Origin of the sequence: Sulfuricystis thermophila (genome assembly GCF_004323595.1) — a bacterium.
In the GTDB taxonomy this organism is placed as follows: domain Bacteria; phylum Pseudomonadota; class Gammaproteobacteria; order Burkholderiales; family Rhodocyclaceae; genus Sulfuricystis; species Sulfuricystis thermophila.
On record NZ_AP019373.1, the window covers coordinates 1947177 to 1970137 of the forward strand.

General features: G+C 63.7%; 24 protein-coding genes and 1 tRNA gene. 12 read left to right on the forward strand and 13 right to left on the reverse strand.

Annotation, left to right across the window (positions count from 1 at the left end; all coding sequences use genetic code 11):
* Positions 1-59 precede the first annotated feature (59 nt).
* From M52SOB_RS09865 to M52SOB_RS09880, 4 genes are all read left to right on the forward strand, one after another.
* Positions 60-1490 carry a DUF294 nucleotidyltransferase-like domain-containing protein gene (locus tag M52SOB_RS09865; protein ID WP_131111645.1) on the forward strand — a complete coding sequence of 477 codons (1431 nt, stop codon included), beginning with the start codon at positions 60-62 and terminating at the stop codon, positions 1488-1490.
* 250 nt (positions 1491-1740) lie between these two features.
* Entirely contained in the window at positions 1741-2001 is a 261-nt protein-coding gene (locus M52SOB_RS09870; protein ID WP_131111646.1) for a DUF4212 domain-containing protein, read from the forward strand.
* Between the two features lie 13 nt (positions 2002-2014).
* Entirely contained in the window at positions 2015-3877 is a 1863-nt protein-coding gene (locus tag M52SOB_RS09875) for a sodium:solute symporter family protein (protein ID WP_131111647.1), read from the forward strand.
* 112 nt (positions 3878-3989) lie between these two features.
* The gene (locus M52SOB_RS09880) at positions 3990-4322 is read left to right on the forward strand and encodes a hypothetical protein (protein ID WP_284155067.1); all 333 of its coding nucleotides are present in this window, start codon (positions 3990-3992) and stop codon (positions 4320-4322) included.
* 295 nt (positions 4323-4617) lie between these two features.
* Here the strand turns inward: M52SOB_RS09880 and groL are convergent, their stop codons facing one another.
* Complete coding sequence (gene groL / locus M52SOB_RS09885) at positions 4618-6252, reverse strand: chaperonin GroEL (protein ID WP_131111649.1); 1635 nt, start codon at positions 6250-6252, stop codon at positions 4618-4620.
* A 41-nt stretch (positions 6253-6293) separates the two neighbouring features.
* Entirely contained in the window at positions 6294-6584 is a 291-nt protein-coding gene (gene groES / locus M52SOB_RS09890; protein WP_131111650.1) for a co-chaperone GroES, read from the reverse strand.
* Between the two features lie 164 nt (positions 6585-6748).
* Here groES and M52SOB_RS09895 point away from each other — a divergent pair, with 164 nt between their 5' ends.
* Together M52SOB_RS09895 and dacB are read left to right on the forward strand one after the other, a co-directional pair.
* A complete protein-coding gene (locus M52SOB_RS09895) occupies positions 6749-7687 on the forward strand; it encodes a hypothetical protein (RefSeq protein WP_131111651.1) in 939 nt (312 codons plus the stop codon).
* Positions 7687-9093 carry a D-alanyl-D-alanine carboxypeptidase/D-alanyl-D-alanine endopeptidase gene (dacB, locus tag M52SOB_RS09900; protein ID WP_131111652.1) on the forward strand — a complete coding sequence of 469 codons (1407 nt, stop codon included), beginning with the start codon at positions 7687-7689 and terminating at the stop codon, positions 9091-9093. The genes M52SOB_RS09895 and dacB overlap by 1 nt, the downstream gene beginning before the upstream one ends.
* A gap of 91 nt (positions 9094-9184) precedes the next feature.
* Here the strand turns inward: dacB and M52SOB_RS09905 are convergent, their stop codons facing one another.
* The 7 genes from M52SOB_RS09905 to M52SOB_RS09935 form a co-directional block, all read right to left on the reverse strand.
* Positions 9185-10165, reverse strand: a complete 981-nt coding sequence (locus M52SOB_RS09905; RefSeq protein ID WP_431306336.1) for an IS110 family RNA-guided transposase — start codon at positions 10163-10165, stop codon at positions 9185-9187.
* 358 nt (positions 10166-10523) lie between these two features.
* Complete coding sequence (locus M52SOB_RS09910) at positions 10524-10949, reverse strand: DUF4870 family protein (RefSeq protein WP_131111654.1); 426 nt, start codon at positions 10947-10949, stop codon at positions 10524-10526.
* Positions 10950-10959: 10 nt separating this feature from the next.
* Entirely contained in the window at positions 10960-12432 is a 1473-nt protein-coding gene (gene ubiD / locus M52SOB_RS09915; protein WP_131111655.1) for a 4-hydroxy-3-polyprenylbenzoate decarboxylase, read from the reverse strand.
* Positions 12429-13310 carry a 4-hydroxybenzoate octaprenyltransferase gene (gene ubiA / locus M52SOB_RS09920; RefSeq protein ID WP_131111656.1) on the reverse strand — a complete coding sequence of 294 codons (882 nt, stop codon included), beginning with the start codon at positions 13308-13310 and terminating at the stop codon, positions 12429-12431. The genes ubiD and ubiA overlap by 4 nt, the downstream gene beginning before the upstream one ends.
* 40 nt (positions 13311-13350) lie before the next feature.
* Entirely contained in the window at positions 13351-15393 is a 2043-nt protein-coding gene (gene recG / locus M52SOB_RS09925; RefSeq protein ID WP_284155068.1) for an ATP-dependent DNA helicase RecG, read from the reverse strand.
* Positions 15371-15751: a RidA family protein gene (locus M52SOB_RS09930; RefSeq protein ID WP_131111658.1), complete on the reverse strand. Its 381-nt coding sequence runs from the start codon at positions 15749-15751 to the stop codon at positions 15371-15373. The genes recG and M52SOB_RS09930 overlap by 23 nt, the downstream gene beginning before the upstream one ends.
* A gap of 55 nt (positions 15752-15806) precedes the next feature.
* Positions 15807-16259 (reverse strand): DUF2802 domain-containing protein, encoded by a 453-nt coding sequence (locus tag M52SOB_RS09935; RefSeq protein WP_172601809.1) that lies wholly within the window; start codon positions 16257-16259, stop codon positions 15807-15809.
* A 139-nt stretch (positions 16260-16398) separates the two neighbouring features.
* Between M52SOB_RS09935 and M52SOB_RS09940 the strand changes: the two genes are divergently transcribed.
* Positions 16399-16698 carry a hypothetical protein gene (locus M52SOB_RS09940; RefSeq protein WP_131111660.1) on the forward strand — a complete coding sequence of 100 codons (300 nt, stop codon included), beginning with the start codon at positions 16399-16401 and terminating at the stop codon, positions 16696-16698.
* A gap of 12 nt (positions 16699-16710) precedes the next feature.
* Here M52SOB_RS09940 and M52SOB_RS09945 read toward each other — a convergent pair whose 3' ends face one another.
* Positions 16711-17112, reverse strand: coding sequence for an acyl-CoA thioesterase (locus M52SOB_RS09945; protein WP_131111661.1), 402 nt, complete (start codon positions 17110-17112; stop codon positions 16711-16713).
* A gap of 62 nt (positions 17113-17174) precedes the next feature.
* On the opposite strand from M52SOB_RS09945, the gene M52SOB_RS09950 reads away from it, so the two are divergent.
* The 5 genes from M52SOB_RS09950 (at position 17175) to M52SOB_RS09970 (ending at position 22148) form a co-directional block, all read left to right on the forward strand.
* A complete protein-coding gene (locus M52SOB_RS09950) occupies positions 17175-18989 on the forward strand; it encodes an ABCB family ABC transporter ATP-binding protein/permease (protein WP_131111662.1) in 1815 nt (604 codons plus the stop codon).
* A 37-nt stretch (positions 18990-19026) separates the two neighbouring features.
* Positions 19027-19929 carry an amino acid ABC transporter substrate-binding protein gene (locus M52SOB_RS09955; RefSeq protein ID WP_131111663.1) on the forward strand — a complete coding sequence of 301 codons (903 nt, stop codon included), beginning with the start codon at positions 19027-19029 and terminating at the stop codon, positions 19927-19929.
* 76 nt (positions 19930-20005) lie between these two features.
* Positions 20006-20608 (forward strand): amino acid ABC transporter permease, encoded by a 603-nt coding sequence (locus M52SOB_RS09960; protein WP_284155069.1) that lies wholly within the window; start codon positions 20006-20008, stop codon positions 20606-20608.
* Between the two features lie 137 nt (positions 20609-20745).
* Positions 20746-21414, forward strand: coding sequence for an amino acid ABC transporter permease (locus tag M52SOB_RS09965; protein ID WP_131111664.1), 669 nt, complete (start codon positions 20746-20748; stop codon positions 21412-21414).
* A 5-nt stretch (positions 21415-21419) separates the two neighbouring features.
* Positions 21420-22148: an amino acid ABC transporter ATP-binding protein gene (locus M52SOB_RS09970; RefSeq protein WP_131111665.1), complete on the forward strand. Its 729-nt coding sequence runs from the start codon at positions 21420-21422 to the stop codon at positions 22146-22148.
* 43 nt (positions 22149-22191) lie between these two features.
* Here M52SOB_RS09970 and M52SOB_RS09975 read toward each other — a convergent pair.
* The 3 genes from M52SOB_RS09975 to M52SOB_RS09985 all read right to left on the reverse strand — a co-directional run bounded on the left by M52SOB_RS09975 (position 22192) and on the right by M52SOB_RS09985 (position 22943).
* Positions 22192-22268 (reverse strand) — tRNA-Pro (locus M52SOB_RS09975).
* Positions 22269-22291: 23 nt separating this feature from the next.
* A complete protein-coding gene (locus M52SOB_RS09980) occupies positions 22292-22657 on the reverse strand; it encodes a MerR family transcriptional regulator (RefSeq protein ID WP_131111666.1) in 366 nt (121 codons plus the stop codon).
* The gene (locus M52SOB_RS09985; protein ID WP_131111667.1) at positions 22629-22943 is read right to left on the reverse strand and encodes an integration host factor subunit alpha; all 315 of its coding nucleotides are present in this window, start codon (positions 22941-22943) and stop codon (positions 22629-22631) included. The genes M52SOB_RS09980 and M52SOB_RS09985 overlap by 29 nt, the downstream gene beginning before the upstream one ends.
* Positions 22944-22961 lie beyond the last annotated feature (18 nt).

A 22961-nucleotide genomic window follows, 5' to 3' on the forward strand; every position in this document is an offset into this window, starting at 1 on the left:
CCGCTGGAATGGCAGGCGCTATCATTGGGTGTTACCGCAACGCAACAAAAGCACACGCCATGCCCGCCCGCCCTACCCTACACAGCCCGCTCGCTGCGCTGATCAAGCGCGCCCCCGTCACCGCCACGCCCGAGACCACGCTGCGTGACGCCGTCTTGGCGATGTCAGAGAACCGTGTGGGGTCGATCATCGTCATCGAGCCGGAAAGCGGCCGCCCGCTCGGCATCTTCACGCTGCGCGATCTCTTGCACAAGGTGGCGGCGAAGTCCTGCGATCTGGACCAGCTGATCATGAGCCTGATGAGCGATTCGGGTCTGCAGATGCTCAACTGGCGCGCCACGGTCTATCAGGCGGCGCTGGTCATGGCGCGCCACGGCATCCACCACGTGATCGTCGTCGATGCCGCCGGCAAGCTCAAAGGCGTGGTCTCGCAGGAAGACATCTACGAGCTGCAAAGCGGCGGCGGCAAGGCGATCTCCGGCGCGATCCGCAGCGCCCGCGATTTGGCTTCGCTGATCGCCGCCGCCGACGACATCCGCCGTCTGGCGAGCCGCACGCTGGCCGAGGGAGGGGCTGCCGAGCAACTGACACAAATGATCTCGACGCTCAACGATCACCTCACCATGCGCCTGATCGAGCTCACCGCCGAGGAATTCAGCTTGCCGCGCGTGCCCTGGTGCTGGCTCGCCTTCGGCTCGGAAGGCCGCTATGAGCAGACGCTCGCCACCGACCAGGACAACGGCATTGTCTTCGCCGCTCCATTGGGCGAAGAAGAGACGATCCGTCAGGCCTTGCTGCCCTTTGCGCGGGAAGTCAACCAGCGCCTCGATGCCTGCGGCTTTCCGCTGTGCAAGGGCAACGTGATGGCCAGCAACCCGCAACTGTGCCTGTCGGTCGAGGAATGGCAACAGCGCTTCGCCAGCTGGCTGCGTTCCTCGACGCCACAGGCGCTGCTCGATGCGACGATCTATTTCGACTTCCGCCCGATCTTCGGCGCGGAGGAGCTGGCGGAACGCTTGCGCGACTGGCTGCGGCAGCACATTCCCGGTGCGACGCTGTTTTTGCGCTTCATGGCCGAAAACGCGCTGCGTGTGCGTCCGCCGCTGGGGATGATCCGCGATTTCAGCTTCGACGACCACAAGCAATTTCCCCACACCATCGATCTCAAAGGCAGCGGCACGCGGTTGTTCGTCGATGTCGCGCGCATCCTGGCGCTGGCCAATGGCATCGACGCCACCAGCACCGCCGAACGGCTGCGCGCCGCCGCCGCGGCGAACAAGCTCGGCGGCGAAGACGTCGAGGCCATGCTGCGCGGCTTCTACTTCATCCAGCAGCTGCGGCTGCGCGTGCAGCAGGAAGGATCGCCGGCGGGACTCGCCAACCGCGTCGATCCCGATCAGCTCAATGAGCTCGACCGCCTGATCCTCAGGGAGGCGCTCAAACAGGCGAAGAAATTACAAGGGCGCATTCAGCTCGACTACCGCCTTTGACCCCGAGGGGATGCCGTCCCACCAGCGCCGACTTTGAAAGGCGAGTCGGCGCCCGACGGGGCGTGCCCATTTCCGTCAGCTTCGGCTTTGCGAACCACTCCGGGTTTGTGAGGCGATACCCGTCGAGCTTACTTTGGCCATAGCCAGTGCAGTCTTGCCTGTAAGGTCTGGGTAAGCAAGCGGGCAGACAATCCCCGCCACGTCAAAGTAGGGTTTGACGCGTTATCCATTCCTACAAAAGGAGGACTTCATGCAATACAAACACGACGCCCAAGGCTACTGGAAAGCCACCCTGGGCCTGATCACCAAGGTATTGGTGATCTGGTTCCTGGTTTCTTTCGGCGCCGGCATCCTGTTCGCCGATCTGCTCAACGGCATCCATCTCGGCGGCTATCCGCTCGGCTTCTGGTTCGCCCATCAGGGTTCGATCTACGTCTTCATCGCGCTGATCTTCTGGTACGCGAAGAAGATGGGCGACATCGACCGCGAATTCGACGTTCACGAAGACTGAAGGAGCCGACCCCATGGATCTGCAAACCACCATTTACCTCGTCGTGGGCGCCTCCTTCGCCCTCTACATCGGCATCGCGATCTGGTCGCGCGCCGGCTCCACCAGCGAGTATTACGCCGCCGGGGGCGGCGTGCATCCGGTGTTGAACGGCATGGCGACCGCGGCAGACTGGATGAGTGCAGCCTCCTTCATCTCGATGGCCGGCCTGATCTCCAACATGGGTTACGGCGGCGGCCTGTTCCTGATGGGCTGGACCGGCGGTTATGTGCTGCTCGCCTGCCTGCTCGCTCCCTACCTGCGCAAGTTCGGCAAATTCACCGTGCCGCAGTTCATCGGCGACCGCTTCTACTCGAAGTCGGCCTCGACGGTGGCGGTTCTGTGCCTGCTGGTGGCCTCGCTGACTTACATCATCGGCCAGATGACCGGCGTCGGCGTCGCCTTCTCGCGCTTCCTCGGCGTATCGAGCGACATGGGCATCTACGTCGGTATGGCGATCGTGTTCACCTATGCGGTGTTCGGCGGCATGAAGGGCATCACCTACACGCAGGTGGCGCAATACATCGTGCTGATCTTCGCCTATGTGATTCCCGCGATCTTCATCTCGATCGCGCTCACCGGCGTGCCGATCCCGCAACTGGGTCTGGGCGCGAACATCAACGGCACCGACGTTTCGCTGCTCGCCCGGCTCGACCAGGTGATCACCGATCTGGGCTTCGGCAAATACACGACGACGACGGCCGGCAGCACGCTCAACATGTTCGTCTACACGATGTCGCTGATGATCGGTACCGCGGGCCTTCCCCACGTGATCATGCGCTTCTTCACGGTGCCCAACGTCGCCGCCGCGCGCTCCTCGGCGGGCTGGGCGCTGGTGTTCATCGCCATCCTCTACACCACCGCTCCGGCGGTCGCGGCGATGGCGCGTCTGAACCTGCACGGCACGGTCAATAACGCCGTCGGCGTGCAAAGCGACCCGGCGGGCGGCCTCAAGATCGACCCGGCGAAGGTGAAAGCCAATGCCGACCCGTTCGCGCCGGAAGCGAGCCTCAAGTATGAGGAGCGTCCCGACTGGATGAAGCGTTGGGAAAAGACCGGTCTGCTCAAGTTCGAAGACAAGAACGGCGACGGCCGCATCCAGTACTACAACGACAAGACCAAGAACGAAGCCGCCAAGGCCAAGTTCGAAGCCGCCGGCTGGAAGGGCAACGAGCTGACGGTCAACGCCGACATCATCGTGCTCGCCAACCCGGAAATCGCACTGTTGCCCAACTGGGTGATCGCGCTGGTCGCCGCCGGTGGTCTCGCCGCCGCGCTGTCGACCGCTGCGGGCCTGTTGATGGCGATCTCCGCCGCAATTTCCCATGACCTGGTGAAGGGCGTCTTCGCGCCGAACATCAGCGAACGGGGCGAACTGTTGGCGGGCAAGATCGCGATGGCCTGCTCGATCGTCGTCGCCGGCTACCTGGGCCTCAACCCGCCGGGCTTCGCCGCCGGCACCGTGGCCCTGGCTTTCGGTATCGCGGCCTCGTCGCTGTTCCCGGCGATCATGATGGGCATCTTCTCGAAGAAGATGAACAAGGAAGGCGCGATGGCCGGCATGCTGGCGGGTCTGTTCGTCACGCTGTTCTACGTGTTCGCGCACAAGGGCATCTTCTTCATCAAGGGCACCGAGTATCTGAACCTGATCGGTGGCGCCAACAGCTTCTTCGGCATCACGCCGGAAGCCTTCGGCGCCGTCGGCGCGGTGGTGAACTTCATCGTCGCCTTCGTGGTCGACAAGATGACCAAGGAGCCGCCGGAGCACATCCAGCACATGGTCGAGAACGTGCGTATTCCGCGCGGTTCGAAGGCCGTGGATGGCGCCCACGCCCACTAAGCGGTAACCGCACTCAACCCGGCCACGGTCGGGTTGCTCACTGGCCCCGCCGGATTAAACTGGCGGGGCTTTTTGTTTGGAGTCCACCATGGTTTTCGATATCGGCGTCGCGATGACGTGGATTTTGTTTCTTGCGCTGTTCCCGATCACCTATTACTGGCTGCGCCGTGCCTGGATCATCATCGTGCGGCGCGACTTCTCCGAAGTCGCCTTGAAACGCGGCGAGCCACCGCCCCATCCGGAGAAATATGCCCCTTGGGCGGCGGCGATCAATCTCGTCGCCGCGGCGATTCTGATCTTCGTCATCCTCGGCATCGTCACCGGCTCGCTCGCCTATGACACCTGGTCGGCGATCGCAGGGTCGACGATCTGGATGAAGATCATCTTCGACTTCATCCTCAGCCGGCAAGCACATTGGTTGGGTGGCCGTCAGCGCAAGGAATAATCTAACGCTTAAACCCAGATTGTCCATTGGAACACGAGCGGGTAGCGCAGGCGAGGGCGAGCAGGTTTGCGTTCCCGCGACGAGCCAATAACCGTGTCTATTGGCGAGGAGCGGGGGCGCGAAGATGCCGCCCGCAGCCCGATACCCGCCGTGTAGGGCGATGAAATGACCGTTTCGCATGTGCCTATGGCGAAACAGCCCGGTCTAATGGACAATCTGGGTTAAAACAACGATGCCCCGCAGGGTTTCCCCTGCGGGGCATCGTTTTGAACCGATGTCAGTCCGCTTTTGCGGATTACATCATGTCCATGCCGCCCATGCCGCCCATGCCACCGGCCGGCGCAGCGGGTTTCTCTTCGACCAGCTCGGCCACCATGCAGTCGGTGGTGAGCATCAGACCGGCCACCGAAGCGGCGTTCTGCAGCGCGGTGCGGGTGACCTTGGTCGGGTCGAGCACGCCCATCGCCACCATGTCGCCGTATTCACCGGTGGCCGCGTTGTAGCCGAAATTGCCCTTGCCTTCGACGACCTTGTTGACGACCACGGAAGGCTCGTCACCGGCGTTGGCGACGATCTCGCGGATCGGCTGTTCGAGGGCGCGCATGACGATCTTGATGCCGGCATCCTGGTCGTGGTTGTCGCCCTTGACATTGACGGCGGCACGGGCGCGCAGCAGCGCCACGCCACCACCCGGGACGATGCCTTCTTCGACCGCCGCACGGGTGGCGTGCAGCGCGTCTTCGACGCGGGCCTTCTTCTCCTTCATCTCGACTTCGGTGGCGGCACCGACCTTGATCAGCGCCACACCGCCGGCGAGCTTGGCGACGCGCTCCTGCAGCTTTTCCTTGTCGTAGTCGGAGGTGGCTTCCTCGATCTGCACGCGGATCTGGGCGACGCGTGCCTTGATCGCGTCTTCGGAGCCGGCGCCATCGATGATGGTGGTGTTTTCTTTCGCCACTTCGACGCGCTTGGCCTGACCGAGGTCTTTCAGCGTGGCCTTCTCGAGCGTGAGCCCCACTTCCTCGGCGATCACCGTGCCGCCGGTGAGGATGGCAATGTCTTCGAGCATGGCCTTGCGGCGGTCACCGAAGCCCGGCGCCTTGACGGCGACGGTCTTGAGGATGCCGCGCAGGTTGTTGACCACCAGAGTGGCGAGCGCTTCGCCTTCGACGTCCTCGGCAATGATCAAGAGCGGCCGGCTGGCCTTGGCGACTTGCTCCAGCACCGGCAGCAGGTCGCGGATGTTGGAGATCTTCTTGTCGTGCAGGAGGATGTAGGGGTTCTCCAGGACGGCGATCTGCTTGTCCGGGTTGTTGATGAAATAGGGTGACAGATAGCCGCGGTCGAACTGCATGCCTTCGACGACTTCCAGCTCGTTCTGCAGCGACTTGCCGTCCTCGACGGTGATCACGCCTTCCTTGCCCACCTTGTCCATCGCGTCGGCGATGATCTGGCCGACATCGGCGTCGGAGTTCGCGGAGATGGCGCCGACCTGGGCGATCTCCTTGCTGGTCGTGCAGGGCTTGGAAATCTTCTTCAGCTCCTCGACGATCGCAGCGACGGCCTTGTCGATGCCACGCTTCAGATCCATCGGGTTCATGCCCGCGGCGACAAACTTCATGCCCTCGCGGACGATCGATTGCGCCAGCACGGTCGCGGTGGTGGTGCCATCCCCAGCGACATCCGAGGTCTTGGAAGCGACTTCCTTGACCATCTGGGCGCCCATGTTCTCGAACTTGTCCTTCAGCTCGATTTCCTTGGCAACCGAGACGCCGTCCTTGGTGACGGTGGGTGCACCGAAGGAGCGCTCGAGCACGACGTTGCGGCCCTTGGGACCGAGGGTGACCTTGACGGCGTCGGCCAGGATGTTGACGCCGCGCACCATGCGCTGACGGGCGGAATCGCCAAACAGAACTTCTTTAGCAGTCATCGTTCAATCTCCAGTGATTTCTGAATCGGGAAAAGGGGCGATCAGGACTCGATCACGCCCATGATGTCTTCTTCGCGCATCACGAGCAGTTCTTCGCCTTCGACCTTGACGGTCTGGCCGGCATACTTGCCGAACAGCACGCGGTCGCCGACCTTGACGGCCATCGGACGCACCTTGCCATCATCCAGGATCTTGCCGTTGCCCACGGCGAGGACTTCGCCCTGATCCGGCTTCTCGCCGGCGGTGTCGGGGATCACGATGCCGGAGGCAGTGGTGCGTTCGGCTTCAACGCGCTTGACGATCACACGATCATGCAAGGGACGGATTTTCATGAAGTTTTCTCCTTCTGAACAAAGCCGCGGGAGCGGCGCTTCGAGGGGTTTGCAAACACAGTGGCTACCGGTTGTTAGCACTCGGCGCCAACGAGTGCTAATAATAATGACGCGGCACGGGGTTTTCAAGACGTGCAGGAACTTTTTGGGACGATAATTTCCCCATGGGACTTTTCGACTGGCTCAAGCCTCGACCTGCGATCGATGCCCCGCTGCAGGCGAAAATCGACCAGGCCGCGCTGGCGATCGACCCCTTGATCAAACAGATCAAGGGGTACGAGCACAAGCTGGCACCGGCGGTTGTGCGCGCCCTCGCCCATTGCCGTGACATCGCCGCGCAGATTCCCGGCCCTTTTGAGATCAGCCGCGCCGCCTTCGGCAGCGATCCGCTCGTCCATGCCCTGTTCGCCAGCGCCGATGCGATCGACCAGATGTTCGCCACCAGCCAATGCGTGCGCGAGCACTTTCCCCAGATGGCGCTCGGCACGGGCCGCTGTTGCGCGTTGCTCGGCATGCGTCTGCACGAAAAAGCCGGTTTCGGCGCGCAGTTGGAGGGCGAGATGGTGCGCACCGACGTGCCGCAAAAGACGCTGTATTTCAGCGACCACACGCTCGCCGAGCCGGCGCCGGACGAGGCGGCTGCGCGTTTGCGTCTAGCCGACACCCTGTTCGACGGCATGATCAACGCGATCGCCGAACATGTCGAGGATGTGCGTGCGGAACGGGCTGGACTCGATCAGGAAAAGGCCTTCGCCTCGGCGCAGGCGCGTGCCGGACACAACATCCATGGCCGCACGATCGAGAGCCTGCAGGAGCGGCTGGCGGCCACCTGCGATGCGCTGCAGCCGCAGCGGCTGCTGGAAACTTTGACGGCGGCGCTGGAACAGCCCGAAACCCTGTTGCGTCTGGAGCCGATCGAGCTGTGCGTCGATCGCACCGGCATCATCCGCGATGGCGGCGCCGCCGGCGACGTGCTGCGTTTCGCCCGGCTCACCAGCCGCGATCCGCGCCAGTGGGTAGTGTTGCTCGCGAGTCTCGACCACGCGGACGTGCGCCGCGCCCTGGAACGCTTCGAAACTGCGCGTCATTTCATCGTGATCTGATGCCACGCTTACTCCTCTCTCTCATTTCCGGCTGGCTGTTGCTCACGCCTGCGATCGAGGCTGAGGCCGATTCGCGGCTGCCTACCGCGGTGGCCGCTGCATTGAAAGCCGCGGAGATTCCCTCGCGTGTGGTCGGTATCGTCGTGCAGGAGGCGGATGCCAGGCGGCCGCGGCTGGCCGTCAATGCCCGTCAGCCGCTGAACCCGGCTTCGTTGATGAAGCTCTTCACTACCAGCGCCGCACTCGAGCGGCTCGGCCCCGCCTTCACCTTCCGCACCGAGGTGTTGGCCGACGCTCCGCCGGATGCGGCAGGCGTGCTCGCCGGCAACCTCTACTTGCGCGGCAGCGGCGATCCCAAGCTCACCCATGATCGCCTGTGGCTGTTGCTGCGGGAACTGCGCGGCCGGGGTCTCAAGGAGATTCGCGGCGAGCTGGTGCTCGACCGCACGGCCTTCGCGCCGGTCGATCACGATCCGGCCGCCTTCGATGGCCAGCCACTGCGCCCATACAACGTCGGCCCGGATGCGCTGCTGTTCAACTTCGCCGCCATGACCTTGACGCTGATCCCGGAAAACGGCGGGGTGCGTGTGCTGGCCGAACCTCAGCCGGCGGACTTCACCCTCGTCAATCGGCTGCGCGCCGTGGAGGCCAGGCGATGCCCCGGCGAATGGCGCGAGGCACTGACGGCCACGATTTCCGCCCGGCAGTTGACCCTCGCCGGCGACTATCCGCGCGCCTGCGGCGAAAAGCGCTGGCATCTGGCCGGCCTGCCGAACGAAGAGTTGTTGGCCGGCGTCTTCACACGTCTGTGGCGCGAGCTGGGCGGCGGGTTCTCCGGCCGCTGGCGCGACGGCGCCACGCCTGCCCATGCCACCCTCCTCGCCGCCAGCGAATCGCCGCCGGTAGCCTCGCTGGTGCGTGACATCAACAAGTTCTCGAACAACGTGATGGCGCGGCAGCTCTACCTGAAACTCGGCGCTGGCGAGACGGCACAGGCCGAAGCGGCCGTGCGCGAATGGCTGGCCGGAAAAGGGCTCGATTTCCCCGAACTGGTGCTCGACAATGGCGCGGGGCTCTCGCGCGAGGCGCGCATTTGCGCCGAACATCTCGCCCAATTGCTGGCCGCCGTCTGGAAAAGTCCGATCATGCCGGAATTGGTCGCCTCGCTGCCGATCGTCGCCGTCGATGGCACGACGAAGAAGCGCTACAACGGCGTCGCCTATGCCGGCCAGGCGCACCTGAAGACCGGCTCGCTCGATGGCGTGCGCGGCATTGCCGGCTATCTCCTCGACCGCGCGGGTAAGCGCTGGATCGTCGTCTTCATGGTCAATCATCCGAACGCCGGCGCGGCGCAGCCGGCCTTCGACGCCTTGCTCGACTGGGTCTGGCGTGGTCAGAGCTTGTGAAAAAATTCGTCGCGAGCGCAGCCAGGTTGGGGGAGGCCGGAGCGCAGCCACCGGAATGTATATGGAAATACATGAGCAACTGTCTTTCGAGTCAAGCGGGATGAAGAGAATCGTCCCAGGCTTTTCCGGTTCTGGCCATTGCATTGAGGATGGTCAGGAGCTTGCGCATGCAAGCGACGATGGCGACCTTCTTGGGTTTGCCGGCGGCGATGAGGCGGTTGTAGAAACGCTTGATCGCGGCGTTGAAGCGGATGGCGACCAATGCCGCCATGTAGAGGATACGGCGCACCTGTGCGCGTCCGCCGAAGATGGCGCGCTTGCCGCGCATCTGGCCGGAATCACGGTTGAAGGGCGCCACACCGATCAGGGCGCTAATTTCCCTGCGCGACAGCCGCCCCAGTTCTGGCAGCTCGGCGATCAGGCTGGCGGTGGTGGTCGGGCCGATGCCGCGGACACTCGCCAGCTGCCTGGCCAGATCGGCGTGATGGGTCTCGATGTGTTTCGCAAGCTGCGCCTCAATCTCGTCGAGCTGGGCGCGAATGGCTTCGATCATGGCCTCGATGCTTTTTCTGGCGGCGGCATGGCTGATCGACAGGCGCTGCTGTTCGGCCACACGCATGGCAACCAGTTGCCGGCGGCGGGCCACCAGTGCCTGCAAGGCCTGCTGTTCGGGCGTTGGCAAGACGCTGACGAAGCGCGCCCGCTGTGGATGCCGAGACAAGACCTGGGCGAGTTCGGCCAAGGCCTTGGCATCGATGCGGTCGGTCTTGGCGAGATAGCCCATGGCCTTGGCGAAATCCCGCGCCTGGCGGGGGTTGACGACGGCCACGGGGAAGCCGGCGGCCTGCAGGGCGCAAGCCAGATCGCGCTCCAGACCGCCGGTGGCTTCCATGACGATGAGCTCCACCGTTTGCCCCGCCAGCTTGGCCAACAGTGCGTCATGACCGTCCTCGTCGTTAGCGAAGGTTGCGATGCTGCCGCCCACACCGATGGCGGCGTCGAAGGTTTGCTTGGCGATGTCGATACCGACGACGATTGGTTCAGGCACGCTCCTCTTCTCCCATCCTTGCAAATGCGATCTTGGGTCCAACAACTGTTCGGGCTCCAAAGGAACGGTCGCGACGGCGCGCCATCGGCTCATGTACGGGCTGATTGGCCCAGAGGATAAACAGGCTGCGTCGCCGCGCCCGAAACGGCGGACGCTGTGGATTTGTGGACAGCCGGCTGCGCCGGTTCCCGCCTGAGCGCGAAGCCGCGCTCCCCCGTGGGCAAGCCATGGACAACGCTTCGCGTTGCCCACCGCTTGCCCACAGGCCGGCGGCTGCCCACAAGCTCCACAGCGTCTCAACAGCGACTTTTAACATGATTCAGAAAGATACAAGGATGGCGAGCACCGCCCGACACCAAGATGGCAAGCGCAGCAGAATTTTTCACAAGCTCTCGGGCAGCGGCAGCGCGCGCCGATCGACGAGCGCCAGCCAGCCGCGGATCACGCGATAGAGCACCCAGAGGCCGGTGACGACGATCACCATGATCGCAGCCGGGATGCCGATCAGCGTGAAGGCCAGCAAGCCGGCGACGAGCAGCCACAGCGCAGCGAACCAAAAAGTGCGCAACTGCCAGCGCCAGTGTGATTCGAGCCAGGTGCCGCGCACGTTGCCGCGCGTGACGTAGTTGATGATCACGGCGATGATCGACGGCCAGCCGAAGACGAAGGCGCCGGCGATCGACGCCGAAGTGAGGATGCCCGAGAGCGCAGAGAGCGCATGCAGGCCATACATGATGTGGCACCAGGCGCGCTGGCCGTCGAGATTGCCGCTGTTGATGAGTTCACCCTGCTGATCGTAGTCGGCCATACGCGTCCTTTCATAGTCCCAGTTGATTCCACAGTTCGTCGACGCGCCGCTTGACGGCGGCATCCATGACGATTGGCCGTCCCCACTCGCGGTTGGTCTCGCCCGGCCATTTGTTCGTCGCGTCGATGCCCATCTTGCTGCCCAGGCCCGCGACCGGCGAGGCGAAATCGAGATAGTCGATCGGCGTGTGCTCGGCGATCAGCGTATCGCGCGCGGCATCCACCCTCGTCGTCAGCGCCCAGATCACTTCGGGCCATGAGCGGATGTCGATGTCGTCATCGACGACGATGATGAACTTGGTGTACATGAACTGGCGCAGGAAACTCCAGACGCCAAACATCACGCGCTTGGCGTGGCCCGGATAGGCCTTCTTGAGGCTCACCACCGCCAGCCGGTAGGAGCAGCCCTCGGGCGGCAGATAGAAGTCGCTGATTTCCGGAAACTGCTTTTGCAAGAGCGGCACGAACACTTCGTTCAAAGCCACGCCCAGCATCGCCGGCTCGTCCGGCGGCTTGCCGGTGTAGGTGGAGTGATAGATCGGCTCGCGCCGCATCGTGATGCGCTCGATCGTAAACACCGGGAACTCGGCCTGCTCGTTGTAATACCCCGTGTGATCGCCAAAGGGTCCTTCCAGGGCCATCTCGCCCGGATGGATCACGCCTTCGAGCACGATCTCGGCACGCGCCGGCACATCGAGATCATTGCCGAGGCACTTCGCGAGTTCCGTCTTGCCGCCGCGCAGCAGGCCCGCAAACTGGTATTCGGAGAGCGTGTCCGGCACCGGCGTCACGGCACCAAGAATCGTCGCCGGGTCGCAGCCCAGCACCACGGCGACCGGGAAGGGCTCTCCCGGATGCTTGAGGCAATGGTCGCGGAAGTCGAGCGCACCACCACGGTGGGCGAGCCAGCGCATGATCACCTTATTTGGGGCGATCACCTGCTGGCGGTAGATGCCCAGGTTTTGGCGCAGCTTGTTCGGCCCGCGCGTCACGGTCAGCCCCCAGGTGATCAGGGGCGCGACATCGCCTGGCCAGCAGGTCATCACCGGCAGGCGCGACAGATCGACCTCTTTCCCCTCCCAGACGATTTCCTGACAGGGCGCGGAGCGCACCCTCTTCGGCGCCATGTTGAGCACCTGCTTCAGGATCGGCAGCTTTTCCCAGGCATCCTTGAAGCCCTTCGGCGGCTCGGGTTCCTTGAGATAGGCGAGCAGCCGGCCGACTTCGCGCAGCGCGGTCTGCCAATCGCCCTCCTCGCCCATGCCCAGCGCGACGCGCTGCGGCGTGCCGAAAAGATTGGCCAGCACCGGCATTTCGCCCGTCTTCGGCCGTTCGAACAACAGTGCCGGTCCGCCGGCGCGCAGCACGCGGTCGGCGATCTCGGTGATTTCGAGCCGTGGATCGACGGCTGTGGCGATGCGTTTCAGCTCGCCGCATGCTTCGAGACGGCGGATGAATTCGCGCAGATCCTGGGCAGCATTCATGGGGCGATCCAGTAATCGAGGACGATGCCGGCGAAGATCGCGGCGCCGAACCAGTTGTTGTGCAGAAAAGCCTTGAAGCACTTCATGCGCTCGCGCTCCCTGATCAGCGTGTAGTGGTAGAGCGCGATGGCGGCCGCGACGCCGAGGCCGGCGAAATACAGCCAGCCAAAACGCAGCGAGACGCCGATGGAGGCGAGGATCAGCAAGGCCGCCGCGTAACAGAACATGATCGCCGAGACAGCGAAACGGCCAAAGGTCAGCGCCGAGGTCTTGATGCCGATCTTCTTGTCGTCCTCGATATCGACCAGCGCGTATTCGGTGTCGTAGGCGATCGCCCAGAAGATGTTGGCCGCGAGCATCTGCCAGGCAAACGCTGGCACCTCCCCTGCGATCGCGGCAAAGGCCATCGGGATGCCGAAACCGAAGGCCACGCCGAGATAGGCTTGCGGGATGGCGAAGAAGCGCTTGGTGAAGGGATAGCTTGCCGCGAGGAACAATGCGGCCACCGCGAGACCGAACAACAGCGGGGTGAGGATCGGCAGGATCAGCAGGAAGGCGCAAAGGACGAGAAAACCGGCCAGCACGAAGGCTTCGCGCACCGTGACGGTGCCGGCGGCCAGCGGTCGGGCTTTCGTGCGCTCGACATGCGGATCGAACTCGCGATCGGCATAATCATTGATCACGCAGCCGGCCGAGCGCATCAGCACCGTGCCGAGCACGAAGATGGCGAGGAACACCCAATGCGGCCGCCCGCCCGAGGCGATCCACACCGCCCACAGTGTCGGCCACAACAACAGCAGGATGCCGATCGGCTTGTCGAGCCGCATCAGCTTCTCGTATTGGTCGAGGCGTTCCTTGATGAGGGAGAGGGTTGTCATGTTCCGGATTCTACGGAAACGCCGCAGATTCGGCGCCTGCCTATGCCTTGAGCAATTCGGCGCGCCCGGCCAGCCAGCGCGCCAGATGCCGTTCGGCGTGAGTCGGCCAGTGGGCGAGCAGCTCCTCGGCGGCCGTACGCGCGGCCTCGACGAGCGCCGTGTCTTCGAGGTCGGCGAAGCGCAGCAGCGGCAGGCCGCTCTGGCGCGCGCCGATGAACTCCCCCGGCCCGCGCAGATGCAGATCCTGGCGGGCGATCTCGAAGCCGTCGTGGTTTTCGTAGATGATCTTGAGCCGCTGCCGCGCCGTCTCCGACAGCGGTTGCTCGAAGAGCAGGATGCAGGCGGATTCCGCAGCGCCACGGCCGACCCGCCCGCGCAACTGGTGCAATTGCGCCAGACCGAAGCGCTCGGCATGCTCGATCACCATGAGGCTCGCGTTCGGCACATCGACACCGACCTCGATCACCGTCGTGGCGACGAGCAGCTGAATCTCGTTCCTGACGAAACCTTCCATCACCGCGGCTTTCTCGTCCGGCTTGAGACGCCCATGCACGAGGCCGATCGACAGCTCGGGCAATTCGCTCGACAGGTGGGCGAAGGTCTCCTGCGCGGTCTGCAACTGCAGTGCCTCGGATTCCTCGATCAACGGGCAGACCCAATAGACTTGCCGTCCGGCGCGGCACAGGGCGCGCACCCGCTCGATGATCTCGTGCCGCCGCGCCGCGCTCACCAGCTTGGTGAGCACGGGCGTCCTGCCCGGCGGTAGCTCGTCGATCACCGAAACGTCGAGATCGGCGTAATAGCTCATCGCCAGCGTGCGCGGGATCGGCGTGGCCGACATCGCCAGCTGGTGCGCCTCGACCCCTTTTTGCTGGAGCGCCAGGCGCTGGCGCACGCCGAAGCGATGCTGCTCATCGACGATCGCCAGTCCCAACCGGGCGAATTCGACGCCTTCTTCGATCAGCGCATGCGTACCGACGACGAGTGCCGTCTCGAAAGCAGAGACTTTGGCGATGATCGCCTGCTTGTCCTTTTTCTTCTGGCTGCCGGAAAGCCAGGCGACTTCGATGCCCAGCGGAGCCAGCCAATCGGAAAGCTTGCGCCAGTGCTGCTCGGCGAGGATTTCGGTCGGCGCCATCAGCGCGGCCTGATAGCCTGATTCAACGGCGCGCAAGCCAGCCAGCGCCGCGATCACCGTCTTGCCGCTGCCGACGTCGCCCTGCAACAGGCGCTGCATCGGATGTGGCTGGGCCAAATCGCGCTCGATCTCGCGCCAGACGCGCTGTTGCGCCGCAGTGAGCCGAAACGGCAGTCTGGCGAGCAAGGCGTCCGTCCAGCGGCCGTCGCCGGCGAGCACCGGCGCGCCGCGCGCGCGTCGCGCCGCATAGGCCTGACGCAAGGAAAGCTGCTGGGCCAACAGCTCGTCGAAGGCGATGCGCCGCCAGAATGGCTGTTGCCAGTTCGCCAGCGCCGCGGCATCGAGCCCCGCCGGCGGCGCATGCAATGCGCGCACGCTGGCGGCAAAGCCCGGCAGAGAAAGCCGCGCCAACAGTGCATCGGGCAGGGTTTCGGACAAATCGGCCTCAGCGAGCGCGCGCGCGATCAGCCGACGCAGCGTGGCCTGGGTCAGCCCGGCGGTGGTGGGATAGACGGGCGTCAATGCCGTCGGCAAGGGTTCGTCGCCGTGGAGGACGCGCAAACGCGGATGGATGATCTCGCTGCCCCAGAAGCCGCCGCGCACTTCGCCGAAGATGCGCAGCTTCGCCCCCGGCTGCAGCGCCTTTTGCTGGCTCGGATAGAAATTCAGGAAACGCAATACCAGCGTGCCCGAATCGTCGGCGACACGGCAGACGAGCTGGCGACGTGGGCGGTAGCCGATCTCGCTCGAGACGACCATCGCCTCGAACTGGGCCGTCTCGCCCGGCACGGCGGCGGCGATCGGCGTGACGCGCGTCTCGTCCTCGAACCTGAGCGGCAGGTGCAAGACGAGATCGACCTGGCGATGAAGGCCGAGCGCCTCGAGCTTGTCGGCGACGAGCGGGGTCGCCCCGGGAATTTTTTCAGCCAAGCGCGAGGACGGCATCCGCTTCGATGAGCGCGCCGCGCGGTAATTCCTTGACGCCGACCGCCGCACGCGCCGGATAGGGCTGCTGGAAATACTTCGCCATCGTCTCATTGACCTTGGCGAAATGGACGAGATCGGTGAGATAGATATTGACCTTCACCGCGGCATCGAGCGACGCTCCGGCCGCCTCGGCGACAGCCTTGAGATTCTCGAAGACGCGCACGATCTGCGCGTCGATGCCCTCGACCAGCTGCATCGTGGTTGGGTCGAGACCGATCTGGCCGGAAAGATAGACGGTGTCGCCGACCTTCACGGCTTGGGAATAGGTGCCGATGGCGGCGGGGGCATGGGGGGTGCTGATGATCTGGCGGGCCATGTTCACTCCATAAAAAAGCGCATTATCGTGGCAGGCGAGCCAAGCGACAGGAGACTCATCGCGGCGGCCTGTCCAGCTCGTCGAAACCGGGTTCCTTGAAAAGCTCCTCGCCGCGGCTCAAGGCATGCACCAGCTCTGCCTCGGCGAGCGAAATACCCATCCGGTCGGCGATCTGCTGCGCACTCAAACCGCGCCGGGCCAGGCCGAGCGCTTCGGCATACTGCGGCGAGACATTGCGGGCTGCGCGCAATTCGGCAACTTCTTCGCGCAATTTTGCTACATCTTCGCGTAACTTGCTCACTTCGAGCTCAAGATCGTAGCGTGCGAGCTGCTCGGCGAGTTGCTGACCAAAGCTCGCCACCGACGCGCTATCCCCTTCATTCTCCGTGGCTTTCGCGGTACCGGCCTGGTCACCCCTTGCCGCCTGCCGGCGACGGAACAGCAGCGAAAACAGGTAACCGAGCGCCAGCCCCACGAACAGAAGCAGCACCTCACGCCATTCGATCAAATCGATTTCCATGCTCTGGGCTCGGTTGAAATCCCGATATTGCCACTCATATTTGGTTACAAATTACGTTTTCGCGGCAGGGAACCCTCTCACCTGGAACGGGTCGGATCGTTTCTTCCGCAGTTTGAAAGGATAGGCAATGAACCGCACCCGCATCTCCCTGATCGACGTCCTGCAACCGCGCCAGTTCAAAGTCACGCCCGAGCGGTCGAAAGTCACCCGCACCATCATCCAGCCGGAGATCGACGCTTTCGAGGAACAGGAAGCCCTGCTGGCGGCGCAAAAGTCGGCGCTGGCAGAATCGACGACGTCCCGCCGGGCACCGACTCGCTTCGAAAAGTCGGCGCTGGCAGAATCGACGACGTCCCGCCGGGCGCCGACTCGCTTCGAAAAGTCGGCGCTGGCGGGACGGCACCCCGAAGTCGCCGCCACGCACTGAACGCCTGCGCCTTTACTCGGCCGGCGGCACTTCCCGCTTGCTGCCGTCGGCATTGAGGCACACATAGGTCAGGGTGGCCTCGGTCACCTTGACGACCACCGGCTGGGCGGGGTTGCGCTCGGCGAATACCTGCACATCGACCGTGATCGAGGTCCGCCCGGTCTTGACGATCTTGGCGTAGAAACTCACGACATCGCCGACGGAGATCGGCTGCTTGAACAGGAAGGAATTGACCGCCACGGTCGCGATGCGGCCGCGCGCGCGGCGCATCGCCGGAATCGCACCGGCGATATCGACCTGCGCCATCACCCAGCCGCCGAACACATCGCCCGCCGCATTGACGTCGCGCGGCAGCGGCATCACCCGCAGCACTAGTTCGCCACCGTCTCCGACCGTATCCGGAAGTCCGCTCATGGCCGAATCATACCGCGCCTGCGTTGGGCTGCGGCCCATCGCTGCGCTGATAGAATCCGCGCATGCGCCGTGATATCGCCCTGCCGGCCCCGCCCCCGGCGGAACGCCACGACTGGCAAACCATCAAAACCCTCTTTCCCTACCTCTGGCAATGGCGTGGCCGCGTGCTGTTCGCGCTCGTCTGCCTGGTCGGCGCCAAGCTCGCCAACGTCGCGGTGCCGATCGTTTTCAAAGACATCGTCGACGGCTTCGCGCCGGCCAAACCGGCGCAGGCTTTCCTGATCGCGCCGCTCGGCTTGATCGCCGCCTATGGCGTGCTGCGTTTCGGCGTCGCGTTGTTCACCGAGCTGCGCGAACTATTGTTTATCCGCGTCACCCAGCGCGCAGTGCGCACCATCGCCTTGCAGGTGTTCGAGCATTTGCACGCGCTGTCGCTGCGCTTCCACCTCGAACGCCAGACCGGCGGGCTGACGCGCGATATCGAACGTGGCACGCGCGCGATCGGCACGCTGATCAGTTACACGATCTTCTCGGTGCTGCCGACGATCGTCGAAGTCGCGCTGGTGCTCGGCATCCTCGCCGTGCGTTACGAATCGAGTTTCGCGCTGATCGCCTTTGCCACGCTGGTCGTCTATGTCGTGTTCACGATCATGGTGTCGAACTGGCGCGTGCATCTCAGACGCGAGGTCAACGAGCTCGATTCGGCCGCCAACACGCGCGCCATCGACAGCCTGCTCAATTACGAGACCGTCAAGTACTTCAACAACGAAGCCTGGGAAAAGGCGCGCTACGACCAGCAGATGCAGAAGTGGGAGGCCGCCCAGATCAAGAGCCAGGTTTCGCTCTCCTATCTGAACCTCGGCCAGTCGCTGATCATCGCCGTCGGCGTGACATTGATGATGTGGCGCGCCGCGGTCGGCGTGATGGACGGCAGCATGACCGTCGGCGACATCGTGCTGGTGAATGCCTTCCTGATCCAGCTCTACATCCCGCTCAACTTCCTCGGCGTGCTGTATCGAGAAATCCGCCAGTCGCTCACCGACATCGAGCGCATGTTCGCGCTGCTGAAAGAAAACCGCGAAATCCAGGACGCCCCGGATGCGCGCGCGCTCGAACCCGGCCCTTGTACGGTACGCTTCGAGAACGTCAGCTTCGCCTATGAGCCGCGCCGGCCGATCCTCCACGATGTCAGCTTCGAGATCCCCGCCGGCCGCACGCTGGCCGTCGTCGGCCACAGCGGCTCGGGCAAGAGCACGCTGGCGCGGCTGTTGTTCCGCTTCTACGATGTCGGCGGCGGCGCGATTCGCATCAATGGTCACGACATCCGCCAGCTGACCCAGGCCAGCTTGCGCGCCGCGATCGGCATCGTGCCGCAGGACACGGTGCTGTTCAACGATACGATCGAATACAACATCCGCTACGGTCGGCCGACCGCCAGCTTCGAGGAAGTGCGGGCAGCCGCGCGCGCTGCGCACCTGGCCGAGTTCATCGAGCGGCTGCCCGATGGCTACGCCACGCGCGTCGGCGAGCGTGGTCTCAAGCTCTCGGGCGGCGAAAAACAGCGTGTCGCGATCGCCCGCGCGCTGTTGAAGAACCCACCGATCCTGATCTTCGACGAGGCGACCTCCGCGCTCGACTCCAAAACGGAAAAAGCCATCCAGGCCGAACTCGATCAGGCGGCCATCGGACGCACCACGCTGATCATCGCCCACCGGCTGTCGACGGTGATGAACGCCGACGAAATCGTCGTGCTCGATGCTGGACGGATCGTCGAGCGCGGCACCCACCGCGACCTGCTCGAGCGCGGCGGTGCCTATGCCCAGATGTGGGCGCTACAGCAGCAGGAAGATCACAATGGCGTCGCGGCAGGCGTATAGTTTGCCTTCCCGATTCCTTTTTCAGGAGACTCCGACAATGAAAAGAACCCTTACGCTCGGTTTAACCCTCGCCGCCGCCCTCGCCTTTGCCCAACCCGCCGCGGCCGACACGCTTGCCAAGATCAAATCCACCGGCAGTGTCACGATGGGCGTGCGCGAATCCTCCGGCGGATTGTCCTTCACCGTCGGCGACGGCAAGTTCGCCGGTTTCCACGTCGAGCTGTGCGAACGCGCCCTGCACGACATCCAGAAGCAGCTCGGACTGCCGAAGCTGGAAATCAAATACCAGCCGGTCACCTCGCAAAACCGCATTCCGCTGATGCAAAACGGCACCATCGACATCGAGTGCGGCTCGACCACCAACAATATGGCGCGCCAGAAGGACGTCGCCTTCGCCGTCACCACCTATGTCGAAGAAGTGCGCGTCGCCGTCAAGGCCGATTCGGGCATCAATTCGCTGGCCGACCTGAACGGCCGCACGGTGGCCACGACGACCGGCACGACCTCGGTGCAGCATCTGCGCAAGCACGAACGTGCCCATGGCATCGACTTCAAGGAGGTGTATGGCAAGGATCACGCCGACAGCTTCCTGCTGCTCGATGGTGGCCGCGCCGACGCCTTCGTGATGGACGGCCAGATCCTCGCCGGCAACATCGCCAAATCGAAGAACCCGGCCGACTTCAAGTTCCTCAGCGAGGTGCTTTCCGTCGAGCCGATCGCGATCATGATGCGCAAGGACGATCCGGCCTTCAAGAAAGCCGTCGACGACAGCCTGAAGGCGCTGATGAAGTCCGGCGAGATCGCCAAAATCTACGACAAGTACTTCATGCAGCCGATTCCGCCGGCCAACAAGCCGATCGGTCTGCCCGCCTCCGAGGCCACCAAGGCCGCCTGGGCCAACCCCAACGACAAGCCGATGGAAGAGTACGCCAAGAAATAAGTTCGGCCGCAAAAGGCGCGAGGCATCCGCTTGCCCCGCGCCTTTTCCATTGATGGGGAGATGACAGGGGGTGCGCTTGAACTGGGAATGGCAGGTCTTTTGCAAAAATACCCTCGACGGTGAGGTGATGCCGCGCTGCTTCGGCAGCGGCGGCGAGATCACCTATCTCGACTGGATGCTCTCCGCCTGGGGATGGACGCTGTCCGTCTCGCTGCTCGCCCTGCTGGTGGCGCTGTTGTTCGGTTCGCTGATGGGGATTCTGCGCACCACGCCGCACCGCGGCCTGGTGCTTTTCGGCACCGCGTGGACGGAGTTGTTCCGCAACATCCCGCTCCTGGTGCAGATCTTCCTCTGGTATCACGTGCTGCCCGCGCTGATTCCCCCTTTGCGCGCAGTACCCAGCTTCCTGCTGGTCGTGATGGGGCTGGGGCTGTTTACCTCGGCGCGTATCTCCGAGCAGGTGCGCGCCGGCATCCAGTCGCTCTCGCGCGGCCAGCGCATGGCGGGGCTGGCACTCGGTTTCACACTGCCGCAGACCTACCGGTATGTGCTGCTACCAGTGGCTTTCCGCATCATCATCCCGCCGCTGACCAGCGAGTCGATGAACATCATCAAGAACTCGTCGGTCGCCTTCGCGGTGAGCATTTCCGAGCTCACCATGTTCGCCCTGCAGGCGTAGGAGGAGACCTCGCGCGGCATCGAAATCTATCTAGCCGTCACTGCGCTCTACTTCGTTTCCGCCTTCGCCATCAACCGCGTGCTGCACGCGATCGAGGCGCGCGTGCAGATCCCCGGCATGATCGGGGGGAACCGGTGATGCTCAATCTCGATTTCAGCTTCCTGACTACGGAAGTGCTCTCCGCCTATGTCGTCAAGGGTTTCCTGTTCTCGCTGCAACTGACCTTCGTCGCCATGGTCGGCGGCATCATCCTTGGCACCCTGCTAGCGCTGATGCGCCTGTCCGGACGCTCCTGGCTGGTGATGCCCGCGGCCGCCTACGTCAATACCATGCGCAGCATTCCGCTGGTGATGGTCATCCTCTGGTTCTTTCTGCTCATCCCGCTGATCACCGGCCGGCCACTGGGCGCCGAGATGTCGGCGCTGATCACCTTCACGCTGTTCGAGGCCGCCTACTATTCCGAAATCATGCGCGCTGGCATCCAGAGCATCCCGCGCGGCCAAATCTTCGCCGGTTATGCGCTTGGCATGACCTACGGACAAACGATGCGCCTCGTCGTGCTGCCGCAGGCATTCCGTAACATGCTGCCGGTGCTGCTGACCCAGACCATCATCCTGTTCCAGGATACCTCCCTCGTCTACGCGATTGGCGCCTACGACCTGCTCAAAGGCTTCGAGCTGGTCGGCAAGAATTTCAACCGTCCGGTCGAAACCTACCTCGTGGCGGCGCTGCTGTATTTCGTCATCAGCTTCTCTCTGTCGACCCTGGTCAAGCGCCTGCAGGTCCGCATCTCCATCATCCGGTGACCCCTATGATCGAAATTCGCAACGTCAGCAAGTGGTACGGCCAATTCCAGGTGCTCACCGACTGCAGCACCAAGATCGAAAAGGGCGAGGTGGTTGTCGTCTGTGGCCCTTCCGGCTCGGGCAAGTCGACGCTGATCAAGTGCGTGAATGGCCTCGAATCATTCCAACAGGGCGAGGTGATCGTCAATGGCATCTCCGTCGGCGACCCCAAGACCAATCTTTCCAAGCTGCGCGCGCATGTCGGCATGGTGTTCCAGCACTTCGAACTGTTTCCGCATCTGACCATCACCGAGAATCTGGAAATCGGTCAGGTCAAGGTGCTCGGCCGCAGCCGCGATGAAGCCCGCGAGCGTGGCCTCAAGCTGCTCGACCGGGTCGGCCTGCGCTCGCAGGCCGCGAAATATCCCGGCCAGCTTTCCGGCGGCCAGCAGCAGCGCGTCGCGATCGCCCGCGCGCTGGCGATGGACCCGATCTGCATGCTGTTCGACGAGCCGACCTCGGCGCTCGATCCGGAAATGATCAATGAGGTGCTCGATGTGATGGTCGAACTGGCCACCGAAGGCATGACCATGATGGTGGTCACCCATGAGATGGGTTTCGCGCGCAAGGTCGCCCACCGCGTGATCTTCATGGATCAGGGCCGCATCATCGAGGACACCAGCAAGGAAGCCTTCTTCGGCACGCCGCGCTCGGAACGCGCGCAACTGTTCCTTTCCAAGATCCTCGGCCACTGAAAACGCAAAGGCCAGCCTTGCGGCTGGCCTTTCGTAAATCTATTGGTCGGGGCGGCGGGATTCGAACTCGCGACCCCTTGCACCCCATGCAAGTGCGCTACCAGGCTGCGCTACGCCCCGACTGGCCGCGGATTATAGCGCAATCAGACGCGCAGCAGCTCGATGATGCCGAGCAGTTCGGCACGCAACGAAAAACTTTCCGCCTTTGGCACGGCATGGGGCGCTGCCGTCTTGTCGCCGCTCTCGTCGAGGCGGTTGCGGGCGCCGCTGATCGTGAAGCCTTCTTCGTAGAGCAACTGACGGATGCGCCGCACCAGCAGCACTTCGTGATGCTGGTAATAGCGCCGGTTGCCGCGCCTTTTCACCGGTTTGAGCTGGGTGAACTCCTGCTCCCAGTAGCGCAGCACATGCGGCTTGACGCCACACAATTCGCTGACTTCACCGATGGTGAAGTAGCGCTTCGCCGGAATCGGCGGCAGCTCAGCCTTGGGCCGGGCGGGCGTTGCCATGGGTGGCCGCCTCGACGATGGACTTCAGCTTGTGGCTGGCGTGAAAAGTGACGACACGCCGCGCACTGATCGGAATTTCCTCGCCCGTCTTCGGGTTGCGGCCCGGTCGCTGCGGCTTGTCGCGCAGCTGGAAGTTGCCGAAACCGGACAGCTTGACGCCTTCGCCCTGTTCGAGCGCGGTGCGGACTTCCTCGAAGAAGGCTTCGACCATGTCCTTCGCTTCACGCTTGTTCAGGCCGACCTTTTCGAACAGCAGGTCTGCCAGCTCCGCCTTCGTCATCGTCATTGCGTGTTTCTCCCCTGA